This is a genomic window from Bacillus sp. 05T21 (genome assembly GCF_056396785.1).
The window spans coordinates 13,828-27,280 of the sequence record NZ_JBFTMD010000040.1 but is presented as its reverse complement, the minus strand read 5'-3'; the positions used below and the strand labels follow the sequence as shown (position 1 = coordinate 27,280).

The 13,453-nt window shown below is 34.0% G+C and carries 7 protein-coding genes and 4 pseudogenes; 1 reads left to right on the top strand and 10 read right to left on the bottom strand.

Annotated elements, in window-relative coordinates; translation table 11 throughout:
* From AC1DKZ_RS30415 to AC1DKZ_RS30405, 3 genes and pseudogenes are all read right to left on the bottom strand, one after another.
* Positions 1-287, bottom strand: a pseudogene (locus tag AC1DKZ_RS30415) (IS6 family transposase); the annotation flags it as partial.
* A gap of 632 nt (positions 288-919) precedes the next feature.
* On the bottom strand, positions 920-1,144 hold the full coding sequence (locus tag AC1DKZ_RS30410) for a hypothetical protein (protein WP_002187096.1): 225 nt from the start codon (positions 1,142-1,144) through the stop codon (positions 920-922).
* Between the two features lie 550 nt (positions 1,145-1,694).
* Positions 1,695-3,095 carry a zinc dependent phospholipase C family protein gene (locus tag AC1DKZ_RS30405; RefSeq protein WP_002187095.1) on the bottom strand — a complete coding sequence of 467 codons (1,401 nt, stop codon included), beginning with the start codon at positions 3,093-3,095 and terminating at the stop codon, positions 1,695-1,697.
* 428 nt (positions 3,096-3,523) lie between these two features.
* Here AC1DKZ_RS30405 and AC1DKZ_RS30400 point away from each other — a divergent pair.
* Positions 3,524-3,682 (top strand): annotated as a pseudogene (locus tag AC1DKZ_RS30400) (MFS transporter); the annotation flags it as partial.
* Between the two features lie 842 nt (positions 3,683-4,524).
* Here AC1DKZ_RS30400 and AC1DKZ_RS30395 read toward each other — a convergent pair.
* From AC1DKZ_RS30395 to AC1DKZ_RS30365, 7 genes and pseudogenes are all read right to left on the bottom strand, one after another.
* Positions 4,525-5,182: pseudogene (locus AC1DKZ_RS30395) on the bottom strand (IS6 family transposase).
* An 802-nt stretch (positions 5,183-5,984) separates the two neighbouring features.
* The gene (gene yknW / locus AC1DKZ_RS30390; protein ID WP_328017224.1) at positions 5,985-6,683 is read right to left on the bottom strand and encodes a YknW family membrane protein; all 699 of its coding nucleotides are present in this window, start codon (positions 6,681-6,683) and stop codon (positions 5,985-5,987) included.
* Between the two features lie 108 nt (positions 6,684-6,791).
* Positions 6,792-7,991 (bottom strand): ABC transporter permease, encoded by a 1,200-nt coding sequence (locus AC1DKZ_RS30385; protein ID WP_113735905.1) that lies wholly within the window; start codon positions 7,989-7,991, stop codon positions 6,792-6,794.
* Positions 7,988-8,668 (bottom strand): ABC transporter ATP-binding protein, encoded by a 681-nt coding sequence (locus AC1DKZ_RS30380; protein ID WP_044440933.1) that lies wholly within the window; start codon positions 8,666-8,668, stop codon positions 7,988-7,990. Before AC1DKZ_RS30380 ends, AC1DKZ_RS30385 begins: the two co-directional genes overlap by 4 nt.
* Complete coding sequence (locus AC1DKZ_RS30375; RefSeq protein WP_476997752.1) at positions 8,665-9,855, bottom strand: efflux RND transporter periplasmic adaptor subunit; 1,191 nt, start codon at positions 9,853-9,855, stop codon at positions 8,665-8,667. The genes AC1DKZ_RS30380 and AC1DKZ_RS30375 overlap by 4 nt, the downstream gene beginning before the upstream one ends.
* A gap of 336 nt (positions 9,856-10,191) precedes the next feature.
* Positions 10,192-10,910, bottom strand: a pseudogene (locus AC1DKZ_RS30370) (IS6 family transposase).
* A 79-nt stretch (positions 10,911-10,989) separates the two neighbouring features.
* Entirely contained in the window at positions 10,990-13,203 is a 2,214-nt protein-coding gene (locus AC1DKZ_RS30365; RefSeq protein ID WP_328054006.1) for an N-acetylmuramoyl-L-alanine amidase family protein, read from the bottom strand.
* Positions 13,204-13,453 lie beyond the last annotated feature (250 nt).

The following is a 13,453-nucleotide window of genomic DNA, read 5'->3' as shown; positions in this document are numbered from 1 at the left end:
GCCTTATGATCTCTTGTTTTGCTTAGGCAAAAATCGATTGTGTTTCCGTTCGAATCAACAGCACGATACAGGTACATCCATTGACCTTTTACTTTGATATATGTTTCATCGACTCTTCAAGAGTCATTTATTTGTTTGAGGTAAAGTCGGATTCGTTTGTCCAATTCAGGACCATACTGATGAACCCAACGCATAATCGTTGTATGAGAAATGGATAAACCACGTTCCTCCATCATTTCCACCAAATCACGAAAACTTAGGTTATACCGTAGGTATCATCTTACCATTAATAAGATAATATCAGGCTGATAGTGCTTCCATTTGAACTAATTTTTCTTTTCCATACCGATCACACCCTTTTAGAGTAATAGTATCAGTATGTCCAAGTTTTAGAGATTACTTGTAATTACCTTGAAGCTTTTGCACCAGAACCCTGTTTTGTTTCTATATGGCATGAACGGTTTCGATTCTATTAACACTATCCCATATTGGGTATCTAATTTTATTTATCTTATCCACCTATTAGATTTATAGGAACAATACAGCAGAAAAGTCGCGAATGTTCGCCTTTTTTGAAATTTAAAACCCTATTTTCATCATACTTTATCTAATTATAGGAACTATTCTAATTAAAGGTGTTGTGTTTGCAAAGTGTTATTTCTTCTATTTATTCAACTTATTTGCTAAATTTCTTTTGTTTTTTCCGTATAACATATATATATAACTAGTCCAAAAATGGGTACCGCCAAATGCCCATCAAGCTAAGATAAATTTGTATCCATATAATCAAAATAACGCTATTCTTTTTGTAAAAATATATAGAAGGGATGGTGTATTTTTTCATTTTAAGGAAATTTAGTTTTGTTATCTTTCCCTAACAACAAACAAGAGGCCAACCAGATCATGAATTACTATTGGTTTAATCATTAATAAGTATATCTGGGCCCTTTTTCAACATATATGTAAAACCTGAAATAAATACGATACTAAATATAATAATGGAAGACCACATATTAAAATGAAATTCTTTACCTACAACTAAATAATAGATGTTATGGACCAAGAAATTAGCACCTATGATAATCCCACCTAACATTGAACTAATTACAAGGCTGATTAAATAAAATTTGAGCTTCTGAAACATTTCCCCTCTACTCCTTTTCTAAAATCAACTTTATTCAGGATGTTTTAGAAAATTATACCATTTATTTTTCTGATATTCTTAAATCTATAATATATTTAAGGTTATTTTAAGAGAAGAAGGATTGCCTATCCAAATGTTCATTTTAGGGTCTCACCAACATGCCCATCAAGGTAATGAAACTAGTTGCTCCAAAACAAAAAAATGTATATTTTTACCTGGATATGCCAATTTTCTCATTTGGGGGGTATTTTCCTTTATTAGCTTGTTGGCGATGGGGAGTAACCCATAGATAAGGAAATCCAAAGGGATAAAACGATGCAACTTCTGTATAAACAGTACATCTTCTTTATAAACGGTACGACTTTATTTCAAAGCTACAGTATTTTATTCTTTTTAACAGGTTATTTAGAATAATTGAAAGATAAAAAAGCTCATCTTTTATGAAAAAAGAGATGGGCTTTTTTGTTTGTTGCCAATAAGTGAAGTTACTTGACGTTTACGGATAAAAAAACACTCGTTCTGATTAAGGACGAGTGTTTTTCTTTTTAGTTTATCTAACAGGTATAAACTTCCATGAGCTAGGTTTTTGTTTTTTTCCACCTAGTACGATCCAATTTTTCTCTGCATTTATATTTTCATAATTTAATGGATAGTCATCTGTAAAAATATTATATTCTGTAGGTTTATCCAGGTTAATTTTAATTTTAAAGTCAGCTAAACTATCCGATTTTTGAGCAAGGTGAATCCAACTAGAATAATTAGACCAATTTAAATATTGAAATTGATCGTAATTTGAGTGCTTCATGCGAAGATATATACTCTCCCCGTGGTGTAGCTTTGCATCATTTTCTTTGTAGAATTCAAATGCTATAGGTGTACCAGATAAAGCATTGTTTTCTTTACTTGCAAGTGAGACATAATCATAACGGTTTGCTACATACCATTCAAATGTTAGACCTTGATAAGGAGATTCACTTGGTACGATATAATAGTTTTTCCCTGCTTCTATGACGTTTCCTTCTATATCATAGATTAATGCGGTCTCTATACTTGGAGCTTTCACATTTTCAGTAAAAGTTTTAAACCAAAGATTTAAGAAACCTGCTGTATTGCGCTGAGCTTCTCCTAAGCTTCGCTGCACAGCTGGGGTAACCATTTCTTGCCACAATTGTGCCTTACCACTATTATAATACTTAAATGTTTTATCATTAGTAATATTTTGGATTTCAGGTTTAGCTACTCGGGCTGCATAATCAATCCATTCTTCAGGTGTGGATAGAGAGTCGTTATAATTCCCTCCAGTATTGACTGCAAATTGATTTTGAATGGTTGTAACATAATTTTCAAAGTAGCTATGATATTTTATAGCTCTCGTATCAATTGCGGTAAAATTTGCTGCGTGCATAGGTTGGGTAGCATCTGTAAAGTAGTGCGTGGCTACTCCTAAGTAATAGAAAGCTTTTTCATAGTCTTTATTTCGTAAATGTTCTCCAGATTCATAAAAGTATTTCTTACCTTGTGTAAGAGCCGTTGGATTTGTTTCTCCTCTATAATTTTCTTTAGTATCAGGATCATAAAAATGAGATTTCCATCCGCCTTTAAAAACGCCGCCTATTCCTGTTCCACCATCGTTAAACTCTGCATTATAATCTGCATCATATAATCCTTTAGAAAATAGATCCTTATATTGCGGATAATTTAAAAAGTCCACAGCCTGCTTATTTGCTTCAATATTAGATTCTGTTTTCATAATTTCAATAGCTTGTTTTGCAATCCATAAATGTGTACTTTTATCAGAATGATACGGAGCTTCTGCAGACCATCCTGCAGTAATAGGATCATTCTCAGTTAAATCAATTTGATCGAGATGAGCATAGCTACTTTGAGGAGATACTCCTAAAATAGTTAAAGTCACTCCAGCTATACATAGTGTTGATGCGAATTTTTTCATTTTTTTATTTCCTTTCTAAATATTAAGATTCTTATGCAAATTTCCATCATATTAACGTAATATCAACAGGTAAATATCTCTAATAAAAGTGCGGTTAGCAAAGGCTAACTGCTTAATATTTCTCTTAAAGGGATACCGCCACATCGATCAACTTAAAAGTTTTAAGTAGACACTAAACAATAATTTACTTTCTCTACCTCTAGTTATATATAAAATCGCGTCTTATTTAAACATATATTTTTATGCAATTTCGCATATACAAATATAGGGAATCGAATAACCTTCCATTTATTGTATTAATGAATGACCGTTGTCTTTAGATAATTGAAATTATGATATTTTAAAGAATTCAGACGTAAAATTCATGCAAAAAAAGAGCACCGCTATCTGTAGACGGTAAACGTAAAGCAACTCCAAAATATATAATAAAAGTTGACTTTGGTTTGAATCCTGAGATAAGAAACAGACTTAATGGATTATATATGACTATTTTCTTTTTGGGAGGAGCCTTTGGTTCATGGATTGGAAGTTATACTTACTATAAATTTAATAGTGAAGTAACTTTGCTCATACATAGCAAAAAGTGATCAAACTTTATTTTAAGCCTACATTAAAATGACTCAAAAACTCTTAGCGTGGGGTTTTTCCGAAATACTGGCGATACCCCACAAATGGATCGAGTTTGATATAATAGAAGGAAAAGAACAAATGGAACAGATACGAAAATCTCTGGAAAACATAGAGAAACAAAGCCTAACTAAAAAAGTGAAACCTCTTCGACTGTTTCTAAAGGAAATCGCGATTGGAAATATCCCTCTAAAATGAAATGAAATTGTTACCTGTTAAAATACAAATTAAGTATTACAGCAACTATTTGGAATCTAATTGTAATTCAGCTTTGTCGTTTGTCAGTGTATTATCAGAATTACAATTTCCAGAGTAGATGGCTCTTGCTTCATCACACGAATCAGATTTTTCACATCCTATAAGCATTCCTAATGTTATAAACGATAATAAAATCTTTTTCATTATAATACACGCTCCATACTATTTAGAATGTTATGATGTTCTTAGACTAAGTAAAGTTTATAACATATATTCCCATAAAAAAACATATGTATTGAATTAAAAAAACTGAGGAAGGTCAATTTTTGACCAATTTATATAATAGACTTCACCATACATGCCCGTCAACTTAAGAAGTGGGTTGTTCCCCAAACCGAAAAAAATGAGTTAAACACTAGTCGTAAAGAAGTCATTTTTTCGCTATGGGGAAACTTAAAATCTTAGCTTGATAGCACTGTGGTATTCTTTCTATCTTATGGTAGTAAAAAAGGTTCTGGTGCGAAAATGTTAGTTAGAAACATAGAGTAGCAATTTCTTCTTCATTTCTATCTTATGAAGCTAAGCCAAATAATTTATGAATAAATCATTTCTGGTTTTGGACAGACTTATCCGGTAAAACAAGTTGCCCTTTTTTCATCATATGCATGGCTTCAACACCACTCAATATAGAGATTGCTGTTTTAAACGACTTTAATCCTAACATAGAACGAACTCGCCTTTTAATAAACCGGTGGTCTGTTCCACTATATTATTGAGATATTTAACTTGCCTTAGTTGTATGCCTTCAGGCATATGTTTCTCTTCTCTTAACTCTTGAATTGCTACAGGATAGGAGGGATCACGCGAGGTTTAGAAACATACGAAAAAGCCAAGGCTTTCTTGAAAAAGCGCTTGGCTGCTTGTTTATCTCTTGATTTACTTAGATAAAAATCAATTGTATACCCTTCTGAATCGACTGCACGGTATTAGTACATCCATTGAGCTTTTACTTTGATATATGTTTCATCGACTTTCCATGAGTCATTTGTTGATTTAAGATGATGTCGTACTTTCTCTTCTAATTGAGATCCATATTGATGAACCCAGCGCATAATCGTTGCATGAGCAATTGATAAGCCTCTTTCCTCCATCATTTCCACCAGGTTACGGAAGCTCAAATTGTACCGTAGGTACCACCTTACTGTTAATAAGATTAGTTCAGGCTGATAATACTTCCATTTAAACAAATTTTCCTTTTCCATACTGATTACGCACCTTTTTAGAGTCATACTATCAGTATGTCCAAGATTAGGAGATTACTTGCAAGAGTCTTTAGATTTTTGCACCAGAACCTTATTTTTTATACGATTCATGCTATTTCTCCTCTTCTTTCATTATTTCTATAAGATTACAAAAATGAAATTATACTGTACATTGCTTATACTTTTGCTGTGGAATAAAATCCCTTTCGATATATTTATCTTATTATAAATATCTTTCAAATCACTTTCATAAATGTTACAAAAGTCTTTCATTAATTTGAAAGGCTTTGAAATTTCTAAAATACACTTATCAAACTCAAATTATAGTATTTACTCTCAGGATGCCCCTTGAACCCAATAATCGTTTCCTTTTTTTACTTTATGACATAAATAACTTTTGATATGTGTAAATGTATTTGTTGTTGGGGATTCACTTATGCATCAAACCATCAGTGAATATGTCTAGCTATAATACGTTGTTCTAACAAGCTTTTCTAAAAATGAAGGAGTAAAATGTTTATGTAATTCTTCAGTAAATAATTGTAGTTTACTTTGAATTGAAAGATTCATAAAAAACGTCATCCTTTCTAATCTAGCTTGTTTAGAAAGAATAACGTTTTTTGGTACTTGGGGGTATTAAAATTTCTTAAGTTGATGGGCATGGGAGCACCATATCAAAATAAGAAAATTGTACGTTTGAACATATTTTGGACAAAAAATAACCAGTACCTTTTAGGTTAAGGAACTGGTTACTAATGTTGCAAATATTTTACTGAACTTATTTATAAGGAACTTAATTTATTTACAATAGCATACCTGGTAAAAACTTTGCTATTAATACAATAATTGTCGCAAAGAATACCGCTTTAATAATGAATAGAATAATAATTGGAATCGATGCTTTCACTTTGCTTAATCCAGTTGTAATGTGTAATCCGAGCCAAATTAAGATTAAATTCCATACATAGAATATTTCAATTGTATTACCAATTCCATATGCAAATGTACCTTTCGTAAATAATAACCCTAAACTCGTATATTGGCTCATTCCACTACTAAAGATTATACTTAAAATTGAATTAATAAGTCCACCAATAATAAGGACAATGTTTGTATAAGCTACAATATTCAATAAGGTTTTATAAGGCGTATCATTACCAAAGAACATCATAAACATTTTATAAATAGCTGCTATGAATAGTGTTCCAACCATCGCACTAGCAAAGCTTGTTCCAATTCCAGAAATAACTTCTGATGTAAGTGAACTTTGTCCAGCCATTTCACCTAATTCTTTTTTCATTTTAAGCATCTCAGGTGAGGTATACATAACATACGCATTTAAACCACCTAGAAGCCCTTGTAACAATGCTACTAAGAGGAACATACCCCAAACTTTCTCGTTTGCTTTCATTCTTTCAAATTGTACTCCAGGAGATGTAATCATTCCAAATAATGATGGCTTTTTCGCACCTACATCTTGTGTATTAATATTCGCTTTCATTATAACGCCTCCTTCTATTCACATATTCCTTTTAAAGGATGGTAAAAACAATTAACTCAAACAATATGTATGTGTAATAGAGATATTTATCTTTACTACACTAGTAAACTATTCGTAGCGGAGTGCTTCAATTGGATCTAATTTTGCAGCTTTATTCGCTGGAATTAATCCGAAAATAATACCAAGTGTCATTGAGAATAATACGCCTCCGACAACAACTTCCCATGAAACAAGTGGTGGCCATTTCGCAAATGTGGAAACAATATATGCCCCGCCATATCCAAGACCAATTCCGATCAAACCACCTAGAAGCGTTAACATAACGGCTTCAATTAAAAACTGTAATAAAATTTTACTACGCGTTGCTCCAAGCGCTTTACGTATCCCAATTTCGCGCGTACGCTCCGTTACAGATACGAGCATAATGTTCATAACGCCAATACCACCAACGACTAATGAAATGCCAGCGATACCACCGATGATCATTGTCATGATATTAGTGACTTTAGAAACTCCTTCTTGGAACTCTTTTAAGTTTACTAATTCATATTTACCTGGAATTTCACTCGGCTTACGACTATTTAATACTTCAACAGCTTTTTTTCCTGCTGATTCTAAATTGTCTACATTTTTAGCCTGAATTGCGATACTTTGAATTTCATCTGTTCCGTATAAAACAGGCCATAAGGTGAGAGGAATCAGTACTTCTTCAGTTTCAAATCCCATAAATTCATTATCTGATTTATAGACACCGATAATTTGCACCGGCTGTCCTTTCATTTCAATAATTTTCCCTACTGGATTTTCATCTTTAAATAGCGTCTCTTCTGCCTTCGTACTAATCATAACGACGTTATTACCTTGTGAAATATCTGATTCATTCAATGAACGGCCTTTGACCATTTTCACTTTATTTACTTGAAAATACTCACTATCCAGTCCAATAACATTAATCATTGCTTTTTTATCGTTTATATCAAGTGTTTCCATCGTACTATTCGTCGTAATAACATGGGCAACATCTTTTACCTGTTTCACCTCAAGAATATCTTCTTCCGTTAATTTTGGTACTTCATGTCCACCTATAGCAAACTCATCATTAATATCCGGCTTAAACTGAATTGGCATAAGGTTATTACCAGAACCAGCGATTTTCGACTTCAGCATCACTTCCCCGCCCTGCCCAATCGCAACGACAGTAATAATAGAACCTACACCGATAATAATACCGAGCATCGTCAAAGCTGAACGCAGTTTATGAGCTAAAATTGAAGATAGGGCAATTTTCATACTATCTAGTAAACTCATACTGCACACCTTCTATCTTCAGTAATTTTCCCATCTCGCAGTACAATGCGGCGAGATGAATAAGCTGCTACCTCTTCTTCATGCGTAACCATAACAATCGTCGTACCTTCTGCATTAAGCTTCGTGAAAATATCCATAACTTGTTCACCGGACTTCGTATCAAGCGCCCCTGTCGGCTCATCGGCCATAATGAACGTTGGATTATTCGCAATCGACCTCGCAATTGCTACACGTTGCTTCTGTCCACCTGATAACTCACTAGGTAAATGGTGTACTCTATCTAATAATCCAACTTTTCCAAGCGCTTCAAGAGCTCTTTGACGACGCTCTGCTTTCTTCACCCCACCGTAGATAAGCGGAAGTTCAACGTTTTCCACTGCAGAAAGACGTGGCAATAAATTAAAGTGCTGGAACACAAAGCCGATATATTCATTACGAATTAAAGCTAGTTTTGATTCGTCTGCTGTTAAGATATTCACATCATTCAGCATATATTTTCCTTCTGTTGGGCGATCTAAACAACCGATAATATTCATAAGCGTTGATTTACCGGAACCAGACGGTCCCATAATTGAAACAAACTCACCACTCTGAATCGTTAAACTAATACCATGTAAAATCGGTACTGCCAATTTTCCTTGATAATACGTTTTAGCAATATTATTTAACGTAATCATTTCTCTTTCACTTCCATTCCGTCATACACGTTGTCGGAAGGATTTTTAACCACCTTTTGCCCCACTGCTGCGCCTTCAAAAATCTCTGTCCAGTCTCCATCAGTAGCGCCTTTTTTCACATTTTGTTTATGAAGCTTCCCTTTCTCTTCAATATAAACAAATGCATCATCGCCTTTTTCTACAATGCTCTTACTTGGAACAGCAATCATCGTCTTATTCTCTAAATTTACTTGCAATGAAACATGGTACCCTGGAGATAAACCATCTTGGCTATCAAGGCTTGCCTTATATGTATATTGAGACATATTTTGAGTCGCTTCGCCTACACCACCAGCTTGAGCCATCTCTGCACTCGTTGGGAATTCACTTACTTCTGTAATTTTACCTGTCCACTTCTTCTTATTATTTGCTTTCGCAGTTACAGTAAACGTTTGATCCTTTTGAATTTGTGACTTTTGAAGTTCTGTTAAAGTCCCTTGAACTTGGAACGGATCTTTAGAAGCTACTTGTAAGAATGCTTTTCCTTGACCACCTAAAGCTTGGGATGAACTTTGCGCTGCATCTTTATCTAACTTCTGTACAACACCAGCAAAATTACTATAAATCGTAAGTTCTTTCTGTTTTTTATTTAACTCTTCTTTTTGTAACTTTCCTTTTTCCTTCTCAAGGTCAGTTGTTTTTTGTGTCATTTCTAATTCACTTACTTGCTCTTCCATTGGGTCTGTTACTTCTTTCCCAGCCCCGCTATCTTTCACCTTCTTAATTTCTTTCTTCAACGAATCAATCTTCTTTTTCCCTTGATCATAGCGCATATCAGCCATCTTCTGATCAAGCTCAGCCTGCTTCATTTGCAGATTAATTTCTTCATTATCATAAGAGAATAATTTCGTTCCCTTTTCTACCTCTTGTCCTTCTTTCACTTCAATATCTTTCACTTTTCCTTTAGTCGGATCTGCATAGAAACTTTCAATATTCCCCGGCTTCACCTGACCAGAAATTAATTTCGTATTATTAAGCTTACGCTCTGTCACTTTCTCAAAACTTACAGCATCTGTCTTCGCTGTGCCTTTCTTCTTACCTTGGATAACAAAAATATTTACCGCCGCAACGATAACAATTAGTACAATAACCCCAACAATAATCCATTTTTTTTTCTTATTTGGAGTACGAACTGTATTTTGTAACATAATCTTTCCCCTTTCAAAATTAAATATTACTAAAACATATAGCAATTAAATAATATAACACGAAAAATACTCATAACCAATATGTAATATTGCATATAGTTAGATTAAAAGATTTTTATAAGATTTAACATTTAGTTATATAAATAAAAACACAACAACAAGGAACATACATTCAATATTTTATAAGGTATTCACTCCTGTTAACATATAAACTAATAGCATATATATATCTTATTCTTTAAATGATATAATTGCCGGAACTGAAACAAAAGGGTTCTGGTGCAAATACTTAGGAAAGATATAAAGAGGCGAAAAGTTTCCTAGTGGAATCTAGTCTTAAGCAGCAATTCCAAATAGTTGATGGATGAACTTCACTTGATTTTGGACAGACTTGTCCAGTAAAACGAATTACCTTCTTTTACCATACGCTTAGCTTCTATTCCAGAAATAATGGATGTATCTGTACGAAAAGATTTCAATCCTAACATCGAACGAACTCGCTTTTTAACAAAACGATGATCTTGTTCCACTATGTTATTGAGATATTTTACTTGCCTTAGTTGGATGCCTAATGGCATCTTTTTTTCTTTTCTCAATTCTTCAACTGCTATAGGATAAGCTGGATTCTTATCGACTGTCACGACACGCGGCTCAGAAATATGAAAAGACTGCAAAGCTTTTTTGAAGAATTGCTTTGCAGCCTTGTGGTTTCTTGCTGTGCTTAGGTAAAAACCGATGGTATTTTCTTTCGAATCGACAGCACGATACAGGTACATCCATTGACTCTTTACTTTGATATATGTTTCATCGACTCTCCAAAAGTCATTGGTTTGCTTGAGATGACGACGGATTCTTTTGTCTAATTCAGGACTATACTGATGAACCCAACGCATAATCGTTGTATGAGCAACAGATAAGCCCCGTTCCGCCATTATTTCCACCAAATCACGAAAGCTCAAGTTGTACCGTAGGTACCATCTTACTGTTTGCAAAATATTATCAAGATGATAATGCTTCCACTTGAATAAATTTCGCTTTCCATACTGATCACTCACCTTTTTTAGAGTAATAGTATCAGTATGTCCAAGATTTAGAGATTACTTACAATTATCTTGAAGCTTTTGCATCAGAGCCTTACATCTTATGTCCCCACTGGTCAAAGTGATAATCTTTACCGTCGATTTTAAACCAACCGTCTGAATAAAGTGAACCATCTTCTCTAGCACAATACCAAAGGTATCCGTATGCAAGAGGCCAAGGTCTATATCCACCACCAACGTTGAACCATCCTGTTTTAGCTGCCCCATTCTCATCGAAGTAATAATACTTACCATCGATAGTTTGCCAGCCCGTTTGTGCTACGCCGTTATTGTCGAAATGATATATCTTACCATCAACTTTTTCGAACCCTGCTCGGTTAACTGATCCGTCTTCATGAAAATAATATCTTTTTCCGTCAATGTCTTTATGCGCATTGAACGTAGAATTGAGGCCATTTTCGAAGTAGTATCTTTTACCGTCTATCATTTTCCAACCGGTATAGGAAGGTCCATCTTCTAAACTATAGTATGCTATTGTATTCGCATTTTTGTTGATTCCTGTTTTCAAAATCGAACCGTCTTGATTAAATGCTAATGTTTTGTTGTCAAGATTAACATTAACACTGCTGTTTATAGCTTCTCCATTTAGATTAGAAACTCTCTCAAGCACACCTTTGTCGGAAAAATGAAGGATGACATTTTGCTCTTTTATACGTAGTTCCTTTTTAGTTACATTGTAATTTTGGAAATAATAGATTTTACCATCTATATCTTTTAAGCCTTCTTTAACGAATGCTCCAGAAGCATCGGAATAGTTCTCTCCTCTCAAGGTTGATCGTTGTAAAACACCGTCATCATTAAAGTTATAATACTTACCCTCAATCTCTGAATCAGTTCCAGTTCCAGTAACCATGTAGCCATTAGACGGTTCGAAATAATAAGTCTTCCCCTTAATTTCTTGCCAGCCTGTCAAAATGACTCCTTCAGCATCTGTAAAGGAATAACCAGTACCTCGATTTATCCAACTGTTCTTTATTACATTTCCAGAAGAATCTTTTGCACTATATTTAGTAGGGTCCTTTTCATTAGGTATAATCTCTATTTTGTCATACTTCTGTCTCTCATTTTCTTTACCCGGATACCACTCTATTAACCAATTGTTAATTTCATTGTTGCTTTTATCAGGGAAACGAATTTCAGATTGGAAACTCCAATCAGTATCGAACTGTGAAATATACTGATTACCAGCTAGCTTTACTCCATTTTTATTTATTAAATGAAATTGGAATTCGCCATTATAACCATTGTTTGTCTGAACAAATTCAAACACTTCATCATCGCCAAGCGAATCGGAATATTGAAGTCCCTTTCCTTCTTTTCCTGAAAGATATTTTGAACCTGTTTTTACGATTACTTTATTTGTTCCTTTTTTATAAGGGATAATTTGATAAGGTTTACCATCATTTAGTTTAATGAATGGCAGTTCCATAGATGTCTCTAGGGCGTTAGTACGCTCCGCCAATATATCAGATAATCGATCATAAAAATCTGCACGAGCTTTAGGATCATTATTAACATAGTTGTCAAGGACATCTTTAGATACTGGCTTTGAAGTCAATGTTATCAATCGTTTTTGCTCATCTGATAATTTATTTGCTATCTGATCAAATAGGTAATCTGAATTTCTAGCAATCACCGTCCAATCGCCAAAGGAGTCGCCGGAATATTTTTTGTAAAGTGGACCAAGAAATCTTGGGTTTTTACCAGATGCTTTTTCTACAAATGCATGTTGGCCTTGATTTATCACAACTCCGGTCTTTCCTTCGTCTAATTGTGCTTGTGTAATGTAAAGAAGATCGTGTTCTGAGACATTTGCTGCATTAGGGTTTAAATCTATAATTGCACCTGCCTCAGTAATTTTAAGCTGCTGCCCAGATCTTAGTTGATGAATTTCAATTCTTCCATTTGGATAGCGTACTTTAACCGATTTAAGAAAATTCGAATCACCTTGTGTATGATACATGGAAATATTAAATTCCCCAGATGTAAAACTAGGAGCCTGGTAAGTTTCGTTTTCTGCATATACATCAATGTGAGTGCCTGGGTCTCGATCCCCTGGGCTTATTCCAAGTGCTTCATAAGTGTTTGCTACAGCACCTAATACAGTAATAGTTATATCTAATACTGCACCTATCCCTGCACTAGCCTTATTTTCTGCTACAGGAGCCATAGAAAAAAGAATACCTAGTGCTGCTGTTACAGGGATTACCTTCTTTCCAATTCCAGTTATTTTATACTTCTTTGTCATTTTGTTCTCCTCTCTTTGTGAAAATATTCACTTTTGAATCATCTAAAATTAATGTTCTGAAATTCATCTTAGCTTAGATACCTTTCGAATTTCTTGCATAAGTGTTACAAAAGTCTTTCATTGATTTTAATTTGTAATAAGGAAAGTATTAAATATTAATGTGAGGAGATCAAAATACATATTCAGAAAATAAGTATTAACAAGTGTTAAAATGGTTACAGCGTGTTGAAAATGGAAAACATGTACATAT